The sequence below is a fragment of the Aeromonas sp. 11P genome (genome assembly GCF_051920165.1).
GTDB lineage: Bacteria > Pseudomonadota > Gammaproteobacteria > Enterobacterales > Aeromonadaceae > Aeromonas > Aeromonas veronii.
In genome coordinates, this window is the sequence record NZ_JBQBDJ010000004.1 from 4,547,773 (window position 1) to 4,565,014 (window position 17,242).

At 59.5% G+C, this 17,242-nt stretch carries 17 protein-coding genes and 1 pseudogene; 10 read left to right on the plus strand and 8 right to left on the minus strand.

Annotated features, from left to right (window positions below):
• Positions 1–10 precede the first annotated feature (10 nt).
• The 5 genes from oppC (at position 11) to ACTG1P_RS21085 (ending at position 4,322) form a co-directional block, all read left to right on the plus strand.
• Positions 11–922: an oligopeptide ABC transporter permease OppC gene (oppC, locus tag ACTG1P_RS21065; RefSeq protein ID WP_005337670.1), complete on the plus strand. Its 912-nt coding sequence runs from the start codon at positions 11–13 to the stop codon at positions 920–922.
• Positions 923–976: 54 nt separating this feature from the next.
• A complete protein-coding gene (locus ACTG1P_RS21070) occupies positions 977–1,963 on the plus strand; it encodes an ABC transporter ATP-binding protein (protein WP_440002164.1) in 987 nt (328 codons plus the stop codon).
• On the plus strand, positions 1,960–2,079 hold the full coding sequence (locus ACTG1P_RS21075) for an oligopeptide transporter ATP-binding component (RefSeq protein WP_440002165.1): 120 nt from the start codon (positions 1,960–1,962) through the stop codon (positions 2,077–2,079). Before ACTG1P_RS21070 ends, ACTG1P_RS21075 begins: the two co-directional genes overlap by 4 nt.
• Positions 2,080–3,075 (plus strand): murein tripeptide/oligopeptide ABC transporter ATP binding protein OppF, encoded by a 996-nt coding sequence (gene oppF / locus ACTG1P_RS21080; protein WP_069529809.1) that lies wholly within the window; start codon positions 2,080–2,082, stop codon positions 3,073–3,075. It begins immediately after the preceding gene.
• A 302-nt stretch (positions 3,076–3,377) separates the two neighbouring features.
• Positions 3,378–4,322: a TerC family protein gene (locus tag ACTG1P_RS21085; RefSeq protein ID WP_440002166.1), complete on the plus strand. Its 945-nt coding sequence runs from the start codon at positions 3,378–3,380 to the stop codon at positions 4,320–4,322.
• Positions 4,323–4,387: 65 nt separating this feature from the next.
• Here the strand turns inward: ACTG1P_RS21085 and alr are convergent, their stop codons facing one another.
• A complete protein-coding gene (gene alr, locus ACTG1P_RS21090; RefSeq protein WP_440002167.1) occupies positions 4,388–5,614 on the minus strand; it encodes an alanine racemase in 1,227 nt (408 codons plus the stop codon).
• 173 nt (positions 5,615–5,787) lie between these two features.
• Between alr and ACTG1P_RS21095 the strand changes: the two genes are divergently transcribed.
• The gene (locus ACTG1P_RS21095) at positions 5,788–6,237 is read left to right on the plus strand and encodes a methyltransferase family protein (protein WP_139477725.1); all 450 of its coding nucleotides are present in this window, start codon (positions 5,788–5,790) and stop codon (positions 6,235–6,237) included.
• 93 nt (positions 6,238–6,330) lie between these two features.
• Here ACTG1P_RS21095 and tapW read toward each other — a convergent pair whose 3' ends face one another.
• Positions 6,331–7,470, minus strand: coding sequence for a type IVa pilus ATPase TapW (gene tapW / locus ACTG1P_RS21100; RefSeq protein WP_005361600.1), 1,140 nt, complete (start codon positions 7,468–7,470; stop codon positions 6,331–6,333).
• A gap of 58 nt (positions 7,471–7,528) precedes the next feature.
• Entirely contained in the window at positions 7,529–7,885 is a 357-nt protein-coding gene (locus ACTG1P_RS21105) for a DMT family protein (RefSeq protein WP_440002168.1), read from the minus strand.
• Positions 7,886–7,997: 112 nt separating this feature from the next.
• On the opposite strand from ACTG1P_RS21105, the gene ACTG1P_RS21110 reads away from it, so the two are divergent.
• The 3 genes and pseudogenes from ACTG1P_RS21110 (at position 7,998) to ACTG1P_RS21120 (ending at position 10,686) form a co-directional block, all read left to right on the plus strand.
• Positions 7,998–8,729 carry a substrate-binding periplasmic protein gene (locus tag ACTG1P_RS21110; protein ID WP_440002169.1) on the plus strand — a complete coding sequence of 244 codons (732 nt, stop codon included), beginning with the start codon at positions 7,998–8,000 and terminating at the stop codon, positions 8,727–8,729.
• Positions 8,730–8,825: 96 nt separating this feature from the next.
• Positions 8,826–9,833, plus strand: a complete 1,008-nt coding sequence (btuC, locus tag ACTG1P_RS21115) for a vitamin B12 ABC transporter permease BtuC (RefSeq protein ID WP_440002170.1) — start codon at positions 8,826–8,828, stop codon at positions 9,831–9,833.
• 65 nt (positions 9,834–9,898) lie between these two features.
• Positions 9,899–10,686, plus strand: a pseudogene (locus ACTG1P_RS21120) (ATP-binding cassette domain-containing protein).
• 156 nt (positions 10,687–10,842) lie between these two features.
• Here the strand turns inward: ACTG1P_RS21120 and ACTG1P_RS21125 are convergent.
• Entirely contained in the window at positions 10,843–11,910 is a 1,068-nt protein-coding gene (locus tag ACTG1P_RS21125) for a 3-deoxy-7-phosphoheptulonate synthase (protein WP_100646204.1), read from the minus strand.
• A 144-nt stretch (positions 11,911–12,054) separates the two neighbouring features.
• On the opposite strand from ACTG1P_RS21125, the gene ACTG1P_RS21130 reads away from it, so the two are divergent.
• Positions 12,055–12,435 carry a diacylglycerol kinase gene (locus ACTG1P_RS21130; protein ID WP_005337641.1) on the plus strand — a complete coding sequence of 127 codons (381 nt, stop codon included), beginning with the start codon at positions 12,055–12,057 and terminating at the stop codon, positions 12,433–12,435.
• A gap of 82 nt (positions 12,436–12,517) precedes the next feature.
• Here the strand turns inward: ACTG1P_RS21130 and serA are convergent, their stop codons facing one another.
• The 4 genes from serA to ACTG1P_RS21150 all read right to left on the minus strand — a co-directional run bounded on the left by serA (position 12,518) and on the right by ACTG1P_RS21150 (position 17,033).
• Positions 12,518–13,750: a phosphoglycerate dehydrogenase gene (serA, locus tag ACTG1P_RS21135; protein WP_005337639.1), complete on the minus strand. Its 1,233-nt coding sequence runs from the start codon at positions 13,748–13,750 to the stop codon at positions 12,518–12,520.
• A 324-nt stretch (positions 13,751–14,074) separates the two neighbouring features.
• Positions 14,075–14,728 (minus strand): ribose-5-phosphate isomerase RpiA, encoded by a 654-nt coding sequence (gene rpiA / locus ACTG1P_RS21140; RefSeq protein ID WP_005353106.1) that lies wholly within the window; start codon positions 14,726–14,728, stop codon positions 14,075–14,077.
• Between the two features lie 161 nt (positions 14,729–14,889).
• Positions 14,890–15,486, minus strand: coding sequence for a 5-formyltetrahydrofolate cyclo-ligase (locus tag ACTG1P_RS21145; RefSeq protein WP_440002171.1), 597 nt, complete (start codon positions 15,484–15,486; stop codon positions 14,890–14,892).
• A gap of 212 nt (positions 15,487–15,698) precedes the next feature.
• Positions 15,699–17,033, minus strand: a complete 1,335-nt coding sequence (locus ACTG1P_RS21150) for a Na+/H+ antiporter NhaC family protein (RefSeq protein ID WP_440002172.1) — start codon at positions 17,031–17,033, stop codon at positions 15,699–15,701.
• Positions 17,034–17,242: the final 209 nt, after the last annotated feature.

The following is a 17,242-nucleotide window of genomic DNA, read 5'->3' on the forward strand; positions in this document are numbered from 1 at the left end:
GGAGTGCATCATGGTTGTTTCAACTGAAAAACGCGATGCCGTCGAGGCGTTCGCGCAAAAGGTCGAGGTGGTGGAGGGGCGCTCCCTGTGGAAGGATGCCCGTCGCCGTTTCCTGCGCAACAAGGCGGCACTGACCAGCCTGATCATTCTGACCATCATCGGTCTGGCGGTCATCTTTGGCCCCCATTTGTCCCAATACACCTTTGACGATCCGGACTGGGGCGCCATGCAGTCGCCGCCGGATATGGAAGCGGGTCACTACTTCGGAACCGACAGTCTGGGGCGCGATCTGTTCGTACGCACCCTGCTGGGCGGTCGCATCTCCCTGATGGTTGGCATCATGGGCGCCATGGTGGCGGTCATCATCGGCACCCTGTATGGTGCGGCCTCCGGTTTTATCGGCGGGCGGGTCGACAGCCTGATGATGCGGGTACTGGAGATCCTCAACGCCTTCCCCTTCATGTTCTTTGTCATCATGCTGGTCACCTTCTTTGGCCGCAATCTGGCACTCATTTTTATCGCCATCGGGGCGGTGAGCTGGCTCGACATGGCGCGTATCGTGCGGGGCCAGACTCTCAGCCTCAAGAGCAAGGAGTTTATCGAGGCGGCCCACGTCTGTGGCGTCTCCAAGTGGAAGATCATCACCCGTCACATCGTACCGAACGTACTCGGTATCGTGGCCGTCTACGCCACCTTGCTGGTGCCGGGGATGATCATGTTTGAATCCTTCCTGAGTTTCCTGGGCCTTGGGGTTCAGGAACCGATGACCAGCTGGGGTGCCCTGCTGGATGAAGGCTCCAAGTCGATGGAAGTGGCCATCTGGCAACTCCTGTTCCCCGCCTGCTTTATGGTGGTGACCCTGTTTTGCTTCAACTTCCTCGGGGATGGTCTGCGTGACGCCCTCGATCCGAAAGATCGTTAATCGAGCATCGGATCGACAGGAAAGCATCACGAAAGATCGATAAGGAGTTTTTATATGAAGTTACTGGATGTGAAAGATCTGCGGGTCGAGTTCAAGACCCCGGACGGCAATGTGGTGGCGGTCAACGACCTCAACTTTTCTCTCTCTGCGGGTGAAACTCTGGGGATCGTCGGTGAATCCGGCTCCGGCAAATCCCAGACGGCCTTTGCCATCATGGGGCTGCTGGCCAAAAACGGCATTATTACCGGCTCTGCCAAATTTCAGGGGGAGGAGATCCTCAACCTGCCGGAGTCCAAGCTCAACAAGATCCGCTCCGAGAAGATCGCCATGATCTTCCAGGACCCCATGACCTCGCTCAACCCCTACATGAAGGTGCAGGATCAGCTGATGGAAGTGCTGATGCTGCACAAAGGGGTGAGCAAGGCGGAAGCGTTCGAAGAGTCGGTACGGATGCTCGATGCGGTCAAAATTCCTGAAGCACGCAAGCGGATGGGGATGTATCCCCACGAGTTCTCCGGCGGTATGCGTCAGCGGGTGATGATCGCCATGGCGCTGCTCTGCCGGCCGCAACTGCTGATCGCCGACGAGCCGACCACCGCGCTCGACGTGACCGTGCAGGCCCAGATCATGACCCTGATGAACGAGCTCAAGCGCGAGTTCAACACCGCCATCATCATGATCACCCACGACCTTGGCGTGGTCGCCGGTATCTGCAACAAGGTGCTGGTGATGTATGCCGGTCGTACCATGGAGTACGGCAAGGTGGACGATATCTTCTATCGTCCGAGCCACCCCTATACCGAAGGTTTGCTGCGCGCCATTCCCCGCCTCGATACCGAAGGAGAAGTGCTGCCCACCATCCCGGGTAATCCGCCCAACCTGCTGCGTCTGCCGACCGGCTGCCCCTTCCAGGAGCGTTGCCATCGGGTCAGCGAGATTTGCGGCCAGCAGTCACCGATCCTGACCCCGTTCAACGACGGTCGGGAACGTGCTTGTCACTGGATATCCGATGCCATCAACGGCAAGGAGGTAAGCGTATGAATGCTGTTAACTGCGGCCAGCAATCATCCATGCCTCTGAAGCCGTTCAACGACGGTCGGGAGCGGTTTTGCCACTGCCACTGGGTTTCGGATGCCATCAACAAGGGGGGCAACTAAATGGGTGCCGACAAAAAATTGCTGTTGGAAGTGTCTGACCTCAAGGTCCACTTCAGTATCAAGAGTGGCAAGGCGTGGCCTTGGGCCAAACCGTCCGATCTCAAGGCGGTCGATGGTGTTACTCTGCGACTCTACGAAGGTGAAACCCTCGGGGTGGTGGGTGAGTCCGGTTGCGGCAAATCTACCTTTGCCCGCGCCATCATCGGTCTGGTGCCGGCGACGGCGGGCAAGGTGGTGTGGCTGGGTGATGATCTCACCAAGCTCGACCAGAATGCCCTGCGCGAGAAGCGCAAAGAGATCCAGATGATCTTCCAGGATCCGCTGGCCTCCCTGAACCCGCGCATGACCATCGGCGACATCATTGCCGAGCCGCTCATCACCTTCTATCCCAACCTGCCACGGGAAGAGGTGAAGGAGAAGGTGCGCGCCATGATGAGCAAGGTGGGGCTCTTGCCCAACTTGGTCAACCGCTACCCGCACGAGTTTTCTGGCGGCCAGTGCCAGCGGATCGGGATTGCCCGGGCGCTGATCCTCGAGCCCAAGATGATTATCTGCGATGAGCCGGTGTCGGCGCTGGACGTCTCTATTCAGGCGCAGGTGGTCAACCTGCTCAAATCCCTGCAAAAGGAGATGGGGCTGTCGCTCATCTTCATCGCCCACGATCTGTCGGTGGTCAAACACATCTCCGATCGGGTGCTGGTGATGTATCTGGGCAACGCCGTTGAACTGGGGACTCGCAAGGAGATCTTCGCCAATCCGCTGCACCCCTACACCAAGGCGCTGATGTCTGCTGTGCCGATCCCGGATCCTGAGCTGGAGCGCAACAAGGTGATCCAGATCCTGGAGGGGGATTTGCCCTCACCGATGAACCCGCCGTCCGGTTGCGTGTTCCGCACCCGCTGCCCGGTGGCTGGCCCCGAGTGTGCCAAGACCCGCCCTGTGCTGGAGGGGAACTTCGATCACGCTGTCTCCTGCCTCAAGGTCGATCCACTCTGATGGGGATGTGTTGAACCTGTTTGCGGGGCTCCTTGATGGGGCCCCGATTTATTTTTGACGGCAGTGAAGATGCCTCTTGGCGTTATCTTTTAGCGCTGCTACTATCCGCGCAACAAGGGGAGTAACTTCTCGCCGGTTTGTCGTCATTACGGTGCACCCATATCCTGCAGTGCACCCGGCAGCCGGGCAGTCGATGCAAATCAGCTGTAAGTGAGACCTTGCCGAGAGGCAAGGTGTATCTGCTCCAAACGCAAACCCACGCCTCTCGGTCGTGGGTTTTGTCGTTTTTGGGAGAAGTGAAAATGGGTGAATGGTGGATGTGGGCCGGTTTCTTCAGCATAGTGCTGGTCCTGTTATGGATAGACATACGCTTTGTCGGTGGCGGCAAGTCACACAAGGTATCTCTCAAAGAGGCGGGCGTCTGGTCCCTCATCTGGATCAGTGTTGCTCTGCTCTTCAACCTGGCTATCTGGCTCTGGCTGGATCACAGCGCGGGCCGTGAAATCGCCAATCAGAAGGGGCTGGAGTTCCTCACCGGCTACCTCATCGAGAAAGCGCTGGCAGTGGACAACGTCTTCGTCTGGCTGATGCTGTTCGGTTACTTTGCCATTCCGGCCGAGCTGCAGCGCCGGGTGCTGCTCTACGGGGTACTGGGTGCCATCGTGATGCGTGCCGGTATGGTGTTCGCGGGCAGCTGGCTCATCGAACAGTTCCACTGGATCCTCTACCTGTTTGGCGCCTTCCTGCTGCTGACCGGTGCCAAGATGCTGTGGGCGGCCGACAAGGAGCCGGATCTGGCCAACAACCCGCTGCTGGGCTGGATGCGCCGTCGTTTCAAGGTGACCGAGACCCTGGAAGGGGAGAAGTTCTTCGTCTGGCGTGACGGTGTGCGCTATGCCACCCCGCTGCTGCTCATTCTGGTGCTGGTGGAGGTGAGCGACCTCATTTTCGCGGTGGACAGTATCCCGGCCATCTTCGCGGTGACCACGGATCCCTTCATCGTGCTGACCTCCAACATCTTCGCCATCATGGGTCTGCGCGCCATGTACTTCCTGCTGGCCGGTGTGGCTGATCGCTTCGCCCTGCTCAAATACGGTCTGGCGCTGATCCTGATGTTTATCGGGGTCAAGATGCTGCTGCTGGATATCTTCAAAATCCCGACCGGCATTGCGCTTGGTGTAGTCGCGCTGATCCTGCTGGCATCCATGGGGCTGAGTCTGTTTGTGACCCGTAAAAAGGCCGCTTGAGCGCGGCAGACAATGAAGCAATAACAACAAGGGCTCCCGCGGGAGCCCTTTTTCATATCGCGTGATCAGCGTTTGATCTTCTTGGGGTTGGTGTAGCCCCAGATGGTGTACATGTCCGCCAGCAGGGCGCCGTTGTACTCCTCCAGATCCGCCTGTTTCACTTCGGCGTCACCCTGACGGCCAAACAGCACCACCTCGTCGCCGGGTTTCACCCCTTTCAGGTCGGTCACGTCCACCATGATGGTGTTCATGGAGGTCTTGCCGACCACCGGCACCTTCTGACCCTGGATCAGCACATAGGCTTTGTTGCTCAGGGAGCGGCGATAGCCATCGGAGTAGCCCAGCGGCAGGTTGGCGAGCCAGGAGTCACGCTTGAGGGTAAAGGTGCGGTCATAACCGACGGTGTTGCCCGCTGCAAAGTGGTTGACAGAGGCAACCTGGGTCTTGAACGCCATCACCCGCTTGTACTCGGTATGGGAGGGGATCGAGTCGCCGTAGAGCAGGCCACCCGGGCGCACCATGTCGAAGTAGGCGTCCGGCACGGCCAGAGTGGCGAAGGAGTTGGCGGCGTGGATGGTGATCTTGCTGCGATCCAGCTTGCCCGCTTCCAGCAGCCACTGGGAGTCCAGTTTGAACTGGGCCAGCCCCATCTTGACGTCCTCTTTCTCCTCAACCGGGAAGTGGGTCATGATGCCGACCGGAGTGATCCCCTTGAGCTTGAGCATAGCCAGCGCATCCTGCTTGGCATCGGCCAGACGCAGGTCGATGCCGTTGCGGCTCATGCCGGCGGAGTTGAGCGCGATATGCACCGGAATGGTGGTGTGGTGACGCTGGGCGATATCGGCGATACCCTGGGCACTGACCAGACTGCCGACCAGCTCCTCCATCTTGTAGGGAAGGGCCTGCTCTACTTCATCCGGAGTGGCGGCACGCACCCGCATCAGACGGCCGGTAAAGCCCTTCTCGCGGGCGACGCGGGCCTCTTCGTTGCTGGCGATGCCGATGCAGGGGATATTGGCCTTGACCACGGAGGGGACCAGCAGGTCGATGCCATGACCGTAAGCGTCGGCCTTCATGATGGCGCAGATCTGCGGGCCCTTGTCGCCGAGGCGATCCTTGAGGGTCTGGATATTGTGTTCAAAGGCGCCCAGATCCACTTCCAACCAGGCGTTGCTGGCGGTTTGCTCCTGGCCGTTGCGATGATCCGTCGCAAGGGGCAGATAGGGAGCCGCAACGGCTTGGCCCGCGAGCAGGCCGAAGATCAGGGTAGCCAGCAGAGTTTTCTTGTGCATGGTGATTCCTTTTTGTTGTTCGCGTTGGATAGTTTGGACGGGGTCGGCCACATTGGTGGTGGTTTAACCACAACTTGTTGTTATTATTATGATCTTTGTCACTCTCAACAGGCGCTGACTGGTTGGGAGTCTACCGCAACACGGGTTCGGCCGACACTCGTCAGGGGAATAAAATGGTCAATCTTGAGTTACGTTTGCCACCACCGCTGATCTTTCTGCTCTGTGCCGGGGCCATGTGGTGGCTAAGAGGGGAGAGTCAGCCCGGCATCTGGGCAATGGCGCTGATGGCTATGCTGGTCGTGGCGGGGGCCATCATGGGCTTTGGTGCCCTGCAGCGGTTTCGTCACCACCAGACCACTGTCAGCCCCACCAAACCGCAGCACACCAGTCGTCTGGTGACCTGTGGCGTCTATCGCTTCAGCCGCAATCCCATGTATTTGGGGCTGCTCTGCTGGCTGGCCGCCTGGGGCTGTTATCTCGGTGGTATATGGGTCTGGGTTGGGCCAATCGTGCTGGTGGCCTGGCTGACTCGCTTTCAGATCATGCCGGAGGAGCGGCTGCTGCGCGCCCGTTTCGGCGACGAGTATGTGGCGTATTGCCAGCGCGTTCGCCGTTGGTGCTGACTGGCTATGAGCTGCGTGAGCTGAGGGATAAGTCGGGTCAGCCGTGCGGGATAAAGAGAACCCCGGGCTGGCCCGGGGTTCTCGAGGGGCTAGTTAGAAAAAATCGCCCTTCTCGTCCTTGGTGGGTTCGAGGCTCCAGCCGGTGGCATCGCTGCTGCTGGCAATCTGTCCCTTCTCCTTCCACAGCTTGATCTTGAGGCGCAGGTTGTTGGCCGAGTCGGCATTTTTCACCGCCTCCTCCTCCTCGATCACCCCTTCCACCACCAGATCGAACAGGGCGCTGTCGAAGGTGACCATGCCGAGGGCCTTGGATTTTTCCATCACCTCTTTCAGGCCGCCAAATTCGCCGCGCTTGATCATGTCACGGATGGTGTGGGTGCCGAGCATGATCTCCACTGCGGCCCGGCGGCCACCATCGGTGGTTTTCACCAGCCGCTGGGAGACAAAAGCCTTGAGGTTGTTGCCCAGATCGTTGAGCAGCTGTGGGCGGCGCTCCTCGGGGAAGAAGTTGATGATGCGATCCAGCGCCTGGTTGGCGTTGTTGGCGTGCAGGGTGGAAATGGCAAGGTGGCCGGTTTCGGAGAAGGCCAGCGCGTGCTCCATGGTCTCGCGATCGCGGATCTCGCCGATAAGAATGACGTCCGGCGCCTGACGCAGGGTGTTTTTCAGCGCAGCGTGGAAGCTGCGGGTATCCACGCCCACTTCCCGCTGGTTGATGATGCTCTTGCGGTGACGATGAACGAACTCCACCGGATCCTCGATGGTGATGATATGGCCGCCGCTGTTGCGGTTGCGGTGGTCGATAAGCGCCGCCAGCGAAGTGGATTTGCCCGAGCCGGTACCGCCGACAAACAGCACCAGACCACGTTTTTCCATGATGGTGTCGAGCAGCACAGGCGGGAGTTTGAGATCTTCAAAGCGGGGGATGTCGGTCTTGATGTTGCGGGCCACCAGAGAGACTTCGTTGCGCTGCTTGAAGATGTTGACCCGAAAGCGGCCGATCTGGGGCAGGGAGATGGCGAGGTTCATCTCCAGATCCTTCTCGAACTGCTGCTTCTGCTCGCCATCCATGATCTCGGCGGCGATCCGCGCCACTTCCCCTGGCTCCAGCGGCGTTTCGTTGAGGGGGCGCAGGCCGCCGTTAAACTTGGCGCAGGGGGGGGCGCCGGTCGACAGATAGAGGTCTGAGCCATCCTGCTTGGCCAGGATCTGTAACATGTCTCGCAATTCCATTTTTTTGCCTCGTCGATCAATGAGATGCCATGAGCGGGATGATATTGAGTGTACAGCGTCAGGCGCCGGTCAGTTTCTCGCGAAAGACAAAAAAGACCGCACCGAGAATGCAGAGCCCTGCCCAGAGATAGTCCCATTTCAGATCTTCCTTGAGATAGAAGATAGAGAAGGGGACGAATACGGTGAGTGTGATCACTTCTTGCAAGATTTTCAGCTGGCCCACGCTCATCACCGTATGGCCAATGCGGTTGGCGGGCACTTGCAGCAGGTATTCGAACAGGGCGATACCCCAACTCACCAGGGCGGCAATGATCCAGGGTTTGTGGTTCATGCTCTTGAGGTGAGCGTACCAGGCGAAGGTCATAAAGACGTTGCTGCAGAGCAGCAGACTGATACTGGTGAAAATCGGGTTCATAGGGTTCTCCTTGAAAATCCGGCGCATTTTATCCCTGAACCACGGGTTTTCATACGTGGTGCGGGAGGGTATTTTTAACCAACAGGATAAGCCGTGCGAGGTATGCGACGGGATGGGCAAGTTATGCGGGATAGTGTTGTTACTGTTATTTGCCATGCCGGTGCGTGCGGCCCCGACGCTGACGGTTGCCACCGATCTGTGGCCGCCATTTCGCATCCTGCAAGCGGATGGCCGGTTGCAGGGGCTCGACATGGACATCCTGCGCCGGTTGCAACAGGCGAGCGGCATTGAGTTGCAGGTACGGCGGATGCCGTGGGGCAGGGCGCTCAAGCAGATGCAGACCGGTCAGGTCGATCTGATGATTGGCCTCGCCTATACCACCGAGCGGGCGCAGTTTATCGACTATCTGCAGCCTGCCTACTACCAGTGCTGGCCCGCGTTTTATGGTCAGCCGGTCAATGTGGCCCGGATCCACCAATATCGCGATCTGCAGGGGGTTAAGGTGGGCTATGTGCTCAACTCCGCCTACTTTGAGCCCTTCAACAGTGACAGCCGCCTCGACAAGCACGGAGTACCCACCGAAGATCAGCTGCTGCGCATGGTGCAGCGCGGTCACCTGCCGCTGATGATTGGCACCGACTGTCAGGTGGACTATGCCCTGAGTCAGGGAAATGCCAGCCGGATAGGCAAGGCGGACTACCGCCCCGCCACGCCGGTGACCCTCTATCTGGGGATGAGCAAGCACTCACCTCACCAGTCGCTGCGCCAGCCCTTGCTGGTGGCGCTGCAAAATCTGGTGGCCAGCGGCGAGATAAGCGTGATGGCCAAGCGTTACCAGCCTTGACCTTGGGTGGCAAGCCACTGTTATCATGCCCTTTTCCTGCTTCTCCCCGGCGCTGTGACAGGGCCGGGGGGAAGCCTTGTTATTCGGGGATCCTCCTTGTACCTCTCCCTTATCGCCCGCCAGCAGCGCTGGCAGCGGCGCTGGCTCTGTGGCCTGACGCTGCTGACCTTGCTGCTGTTTCTCTTCTCCCTCGTCTGGGGCGAGTTTGTGCTGCTGCCCTGGCAGCCCCTTGGCGATCTCGAACAGCGCATCTTGCTGGAGCTGCGTCTGCCGCGTGCCTTGCTGGCCCTCTTGGCTGGCGCAGCCCTTGCCTGTGGCGGCGCCGTATTGCAGGTGATGCTGCACAACCCGGTGGCCGAACCCGGGCTGCTTGGCGTCTCAAGCGGGGCAGGCCTGGCCGCCATGGTGGCGATGGCGGTGGCCAAGTCCCTCGGCCTCTATCTGCCCGGCTGGGGGCTGTCGCTGGCGGCCTTCGGTGGCGCCCTGCTGGTGACCATGCTGCTCATTCGGCTGGCTCGCCGGGCGCGTCTCGGTCATGCCCGTTTGTTACTGTTTGGCGTCGCCATCGGTATTCTTACCAATGCCGCCATGACCTGGTTGATGTACTTTGCCGACGATGGCTCCTTGCGTGAATTCATGTTCTGGATGATGGGCAGCCTCTCTTACGGCAGCCAGCAGTTCGGCTGGTGGTGGCTGGTGCTGCCGCTCACCTTGGGCTGGCTCTGTTGGCAGGGCCAGGCGTTGCAACAGTTGTTGTTGGGGGAGACTCAGGCCCGCCTGATGGGGATGGATGTGGACAAGATGCGGGTGCGGTTGGTGCTGGCGGTCTGTCTGCTGACCGGTGTGGCGGTGTCGTTGTGCGGTGTTATCGGTTTTGTCGGGTTGGTAGTGCCCCATCTGCTGCGGCTCTGCGGTGGCAGCGATCAGCGCTTTCTGCTGCCTGCCTCGGCGCTTGGCGGCGGGGCCCTGCTGCTGGCGGCCGATCTGGTTGCTCGATCCACCCTGAGCGCGGGGGAGTTGCCTATCGGCGTCATCACCGCCTCGGTGGGGGCGCCGCTCTTTATCTACCTGCTATTGAGGCAAACTGCCGATGATGCGGCATGAATATCTGCATGATTTGGTCGGGGCGCGCAGTCTCCTTATTTACCCGTTGTTGAGGCAAGATGCCGATGTCGCCTGCTGATCCCATCTCTGTTGCTGCTGCGCCGCTGCTGGAGGCGCACTCGCTCGCCATTGCTGGGCGGCTCTCCCCCCTCGATCTGCGCTGGCATGGCGGCCAGCTGGTGGCGCTGCTCGGCCCCAATGGCAGTGGCAAATCAACCCTGCTCGGCGCGTTGGCGGGGATTTTGCCCGCTAAAGGCACAGTACTGCTGAGGGGGAAGTGCTTACTGACCTGAGTTGGCCCGAGCTTGCCAAACGGCGCGCTATGTTGCCCCAGCGTCAGCCCCAGCTGTTTCATATTCCGGTGTTTCAGGTGTTGAGCCTGGGGCTCGATGAGGCGGTTGCGCCCGCCAGGCAGAGCGAGGCGATAAATGCACTGTGCGAGGCATTGGAGCTGGAAGCCTTGTTGGCTCGTGACTTCAGCCGGTTGTCGGGGGGCGAGCAGCAGCGGGTGCTGATTGCCCGCACCCTGCTGCAGGTGTGGCCGAGCATCAATCCGACCGGCAAGGTGTTGCTGCTGGACGAGCCGCTGGCTGGGCTCGACCTGCATCACCAGCTGGCGCTATTGCGATTGCTGAAAACCCTGGCCGGGCAGGGCTTGCTTGTAGTGCTCGCCATCCACGATATCAATCTGGCCATCGACTGGGCCGACCGCATTCTCTGCCTGCAAGGGGGCGCTGTAGTGCGCGAAGGGGGTGTCGAGCTGGTGGATGAGGCTCTGCTGGCGCAGGTGTTCCAGATCCGCACCGACCGCATCGAAGCGGCAGGGCGCGTGTGGTTTATGCCCAGTTTGTAAGTAGGGGGGATAGGAAAGAGGGCGCATGTAGGGCCGATTAGCGAAGCGTCATCGGCTGACAGCAAGAAGAAGGGGCCGGTATCAACAATACCGGCCCCTTGGTTTTTATGTGCAGTTCAAACTTGTTTGCTCTGGCCGAAGGGTGATGTCGCAGTCTTACCGCAGGTTTGCTTTGTTCAATCGCACCAGCGCGGCTTCGGCCAGCATGGCCAGCAGGGTTTCGGTATCGTTCCACGATAGACAAGCATCGGTGATGCTCTGGCCAAAGGTAGCGGCGCAGCCGTTCTCCACATCCTGACGCCCTTCCACCAGGAAGCTTTCGGCCATGATGCCGGCGATGCCGGTACGGCCGCGGCGCAGCTGATCGCAGATATCTTGCGCCACCAGCAGCTGACGGCGGTGATCCTTCATGCTGTTGCCGTGGCTGAAATCGACCACCAGACGCTCCGGCAGGCCCACATCGGCGAGCGCTTCACACGCTTCATCGACACTGGCGGTGTCGTAGTTGGGGCGGTGGCCGCCCCGCAGGATCACATGACCAAAGGGGTTACCGGCGGTGCGGTAGATGGTCATCTTGCCGTCTTTGTCCGGCGAATAGAAGATGTGGCTGTGACGGGCGGCGCGCACAGCATCGATGGCGATGCGGGTATTGCCGTCGGTGCCGTTCTTGAAGCCGACCGGGCAGGAGAGAGCCGAAGCCATCTCGCGGTGTACCTGGGATTCGGTGGTACGTGCGCCGATTGCGCCCCAGGTGATGAGGTCGGCAATATACTGGCCGGTCACCATATCGAGGAATTCGGTGGCGGTGGGCATGCCGATCTCGTTGATGTCGACCAGCAGTTTGCGCGCCAGTTTCAGCCCTTCGTTGACGTCGAAGCTGCCATCGAGGCGCGGATCGTTGATCAGCCCTTTCCAGCCGACGATGGTGCGCGGCTTCTCGAAATAGGTGCGCATCACGATGCAGAGGCTCTCTTTATACTGCTCGCGCAGGGCGTTGAGGCGCTGGGCATACTCGCGAGCAGCAGCGGGATCATGGATAGAGCAGGGGCCGACAATGACCAGCAGGCGCTGATCGTCTCCGGCCAGAATGGCTTCCACTTCGCGACGGGCATCCAGCAGATTCTGGGCAATGGTATCGGTGATCGGAAACGCGTGTGCAAGCTCGCTCGGAGTGATCAGTGACTCCAGGCGACGGGTGCGCAATTCATCTGTGTGAATGGACATACAACTCAAGTCTCGAGTGGGTGGTGTCAGCCGCAAGGGGCGAAAAAGCAAAGAGATAAAATAAAGCAAAAGTCCCCTGATTGAAACCTTGGGGGGCTCTGATAGGATGTGAGGCCAAAATCGATTCCAAATGAGGTAGTTAGCGTGGCAAAGCCAGGGGCAACCGGGGTCACCCGCATCATCAACGCAACCGGTTACAGCATGAAGGGGCTCAAGTCAGCCTGGATTAACGAGGCGGCTTTTCGGCAGGAGCTGATGCTGATCCTGTTGCTGATGCCACTTGCCTTCTGGCTGGGGGATTCTCTCAACCAGATCCTGCTGCTTATCGTCATCAGCTGGCTGGTGGTGATCGTCGAGATCCTCAACTCCGCCATTGAAGCTGTGGTAGACAGGGTTGGCTCCGAGCATCATGAGCTCTCCGGTCGCGCCAAGGATTTGGGCTCCGCCGCCGTCTTTATCGCGTTGGCCCTCAATGCCCTGGTATGGGGGGCACTGGTGGGCCGCAACCTGTTGGGGTGGTGGTAAGCCACTACGCTGCCCTTTAGGTTCTGCTTCATACAAAAGCCCGTCATCACGACGGGCTTTTTGCTGCGCAGATAAGGGTCTATCAGTGGAGGATGCGGGCACGGATGGTGCCGTTGATCTCCTTGAGCTTGGCGAGCGCCTTCTCGCTGTGCTCGGTCTCCACGTCGATCACCACGTAACCGATATGGCTGCTGGTCTGCAGGTATTGACCGGCGATGTTGATCCCCTCTTCGGCGAAGATCTGGTTGATCTGGTTCATCACACCCGGCTGGTTGCGGTGAATGTGCAGCAGACGGCTGGAGCCCTTGTGGCCCGGCAGCGACACTTCCGGGAAGTTGACGGCGGAGAGGGTGGAGCCGTTGTCGGAGTATTTGACCAGCTTGTTGGCCACTTCCAGCCCGATGTTCTCCTGCGCTTCATGGGTGGTGCCACCGATGTGCGGGGTCAGGATGACGTTTTCCAGCCCACGCAGCGGGCTTTGGAACTCCTCGTCATTTGACTTGGGCTCGACCGGGAAGACGTCGATGGCGGCGCCGGCAATATGGCCGCTCTTGATGACGTCAGCCAGCGCATCGATATCCACCACGGTACCGCGGGCGGCGTTGATAAAGATGGCGCCCGGTTTCATCATCCGCAGCTGCTCGGCACCGATCATGTTCTTGGTGGAGGCGGTCTCCGGTACGTGCAGGCTGATGACGTCAGACATATTGAGCAGCTCGACCATGCTCGGCACCTGAATGGCGTTGCCCAGCGAGAGCTTGTTCTCGATATCGTAGTAATAAACTTTCATGCCGATGCTCTCGGCGATGATGCCAAGCTGGGTACCAATGTGGCCGTAGCCGATGATGCCGAGCTTCTTGCCGCGGGCTTCCACCGAGCGGTTGGCCAGTTTTTCCCACACGCCGCGATGGCACTTGGCGTTCTTCTCGGGGATGCCGCGCAGCAGCAGCAGGATCTCGCCCAGAACCAGCTCGGCGACCGAGCGGGTGTTGGAGAAGGGGGCGTTGAAGACCGGAATACCGCGGATCTGGGCCGCTTCCAGCTCGACCTGGTTGGTACCGATGCAGAAGCAGCCGATGGCGACCAGCTTGTTGGCGGCATCGAGTACCTTCTCGGTGATCTGGGTCCGGGAGCGCAGCCCGATGAAATGGACGTCGCGGATCTGCTCGATCAGCTCCTCTTCGGAAAGAGAGGTCTTGAGATACTCCACACTGGTGTAACCTGCGGCACGAAAGGTCTCTACGGTGTTGGGATGGACTCCCTCCAGCAGCAGAACCTTGATTTTATCCTTGTCCAACGAAAACTTGGCAGTCATGACGATCCCTCTGTATGTGCAAACGTAAGTGCAGATTTGGTGTGCGAAGAAAACCGTAAAGTAGCAAAAACGTTTGGGAGAGGGAATATTTGTGACGAAAGTCAAATTCTTTGAAGTTATCAACGAATGTTGTAAACATCTGTATGCAACTTGTTGAGGGATAAATAAAAACGGCGCCATCAGGCGCCGTCATTTATTCACAGTGCAATGTTTGGGTCATATCCCATCATGGGGCTCAATCAACGCCGCTGCTGCGTCAGAGGTTGCAGAGTGGCGCTGGCGTGCGAGGGAGGATGCCGCTGCACTGTGCTGCCGGTGTCGGGATTACTGGGTAATCACGCCGTCCGGCGTACCGATCAGGACCACATCGGCGCCGCGCGCGGCGAACAGGCCGTTGGTGACCACGCCAACAATGGCGTTCAGTCGCACTTCCAACGCCTTGGCGTCGGTAATGGCCATGCCTTTCACATCCAGAATGTGGTTGCCGTTGTCGGTGACTACCCCTTCACGCCACACCGGGTTACCACCCAGTTTGCGAATTTCGCGGGCCACGTATTCGCGGGCCATCGGGATCACTTCCACCGGCAGCGGGAACTGGCCCAGCACGTCGACGGTCTTGGTGTTGTCGATGATGCAGATGAACTTGTCAGCGACGGCGGCAACGATCTTCTCGCGGGTCAGGGCTGCGCCACCGCCCTTGATCATGTCGCGGGTTGCGTTGATCTCGTCGGCGCCATCCACATAGACGGAGAGGGCGTCGATCTCGTTGAGATCATATACGGTGATGCCGAAGCCCTTGAGGCGCTCGGTAGAGGCCACGGAGCTGGATACCGCCCCCTTGATCTCGTCCTTCATGGTCGCCAGCGCGTCGATAAAGTGGTTGACGGTAGAGCCGGTGCCCACCCCGACGATGGTGCCGGGAACCACATACTTGAGCGCAGCCCAACCGGCCGCCTTCTTCATTTCATCTTGAGTCATGATCGTTCCTTAAGAAAAAAGCGGGCGCATTATATCCAACCCGGTACCCCGTCGCGACCTTGTTGCTCACGTTCCGGGGCAAAAAGAGGGACTTTGTAAATCGTTTGCCTGTTTATTCTGCGTTTGCGCGCACAAAGCCGGGGTTACCGGCCAAAAACAGCCTATTCAAAGCGCCAGCAGTGGCTCGGGGTGATGATTTGGGGCAGCGGCACATCCCACTCCTCTTGCGGGATGGCATCTACCTGCTGGCAGTCGTGGGCAATGCCGAGTGGCTTGGGGCCCAGTTTGTGCTCATGCCAGATGGCGAGAGTGCGATCGTAGTAGCCGCCCCCCATGCCAAGGCGATTACCTTGAGCATCGAAGGCGACCAGCGGGGTGTAGATAAGATCGAGCGTGCTGTGGGGCACTACCTGCAGGATATCCAGCTCGGGCTCTTCGATGCCGTAGCGGTTGCGCACCATGGGACTGGTGGCGGTGTAGCGCAAAAAAAGCAGGTGACCCGGGGTAAAGGGGTGGAGCACCGGCAGGTAGACCTCTTTGTGCTGGGCCCACAGCCAATGGATGGTGGGCAAGGGGTTGATCTCCCCGTCATTGGCCAGATAGAGGGCAATGCGTTTGGCGGCGAGGATCTCGGGGTGTTGCTTGAACTGGGCCAGCAGCTCTTGGGCCGCCGCCTGCTGCTCGGCCGGACTCAGATTTTTGCGGCGTTGACGAACCAGTTGGCGCAGGGATTGACGTTCGGGTTGGGACTCATGCATGGGGAACCTCTGGTATAGCTGCGCATCGATGGCTTGAACGCGCTCTACCTTAGCACATTCACTCTTGACGTTAAGGGGGGCAGGGGAACTCCCGCCCCGGACGGCTGATGCCCGGAACGGTGGGATAAATGCTGGCTGATCCGTTAGTGAGTCAACAAGGGCCAGGGTGTGGCCCCTGTTGACAGCATGTCGGCGCGCCAGACTCTGGTCAGTTACTTGTCAGCCTTGCCGCGCATCTGGTGCTTCACAAACACTGCAATGAGTGCCGCTACCGCGAGTGCCATCGGGTAGAAACTCATGCTCACTACCGCCAGCGGTGACAGGGCAAAGATGGAGCCCAGCAGCAGCGCCTGTGCGCCCCAAGGGATCAGACCCTGTACCACGCAGGAGAAGATATCCAGCATGGAGGCGGCGCGGCGCGGGGTGACACCGTGGTGTTCGGCCAGATCCCGGGCCACCTTGCTGGCGACGATAATAGCCACCGTGTTGTTGGCGGTGCAGAGGTTGGTGAGGCTCACCACCCCGGCGATGCCGAGCTCGGCGGCTTTCTCGTTCTGTTCACCATTGTGCTCGCGAGTGAAACGGGCAATCAGGGCGCTGATGCGCTCGCTGATCCAGGCCAGTCCACCCTGACGCTCCATCAGGGCGCCGAGACCGCCGATCAGCATGGAGAGCAGGAAGATCTCCTGCATGCCGGTAAAGCCCTGATAGATATCCTTGCTGAACTGACCGATGGCGTAGCCGTTGATCATGCCCACTGCTCCGGCGGCCAGAATACCGACCCCCAGCACCACAAACACATTCACTCCGGCGAGCGCCAGCCCCAGGATCAGCAGATAAGGCATCACCTTGAACAGCTCGATGGCGCTGCCGCTGGCAGGGGATTCACCCACTGACCCCAGGGTCAGATAGAGCAGGATCACTGCGATGGCGGCAGGGGCGGCAATCTTGAAGTTCTCGCGGAACTTATCCTTCATCTCGCACCCCTGACTGCGGGTGGCCGCTATGGTGGTGTCGGAGATGATGGAGAGGTTATCGCCAAACATGGCGCCGGAGAGAATGGTGCCTGCCATCAGCACCGGATCGATGCCAGCTGCCTGCGCCACGCCCAGCGCCACGGGGGCCACGGCACCTATGGTGCCCATGGAGGTACCCATGGCGGTAGCAATAAAGGCAGAGATGAGGAACAGTCCGGGCAACAGCGCCCAGCCAGGGATGAGCGACAGGCCCAGCGCCACGGTGGCATCAACCCCGCCGGTGGCCTTGGCCACGCTGGCAAAGGCACCCGCCAGCAGATAGATAAGGCACATCGCCATGATATTGCTGTGGCCAACCCCCTTGAAGAAGGTCTCCAGATTGCTGTTGAAGCTCTCTTTGCCAAGCAGCAGGGCGAGCATCACCGCAGGCAGGGCAGCAACCGGAGCGGGCAGCTGATAGAAGGCGAATTCGACCCCCTGCAGGGTCAGCCAGGTACCGGTACCGATAAAGAGTGCGAGAAAAACCAGAAGTGGCAACAAGGCCCTGGCACTGGGTTGGATCTGGATCATGTGTTCCTCTGAAATTGAACAATGACCTCCTGTCATGAACTGCTTTGTACCTGTATCGGATAGGGATAGGGGGAAAACAGGGCGGGCATCCTGCCGCATCGGGGGGCCCACAGTAGTGAGTTAACCTCGCCTGGTCAAGATAGACGTCCAGATGGATAGGTGTTTTTGTTTGGTGATTTCGCTCATGCGATTAAATCCGTTAAATGTTC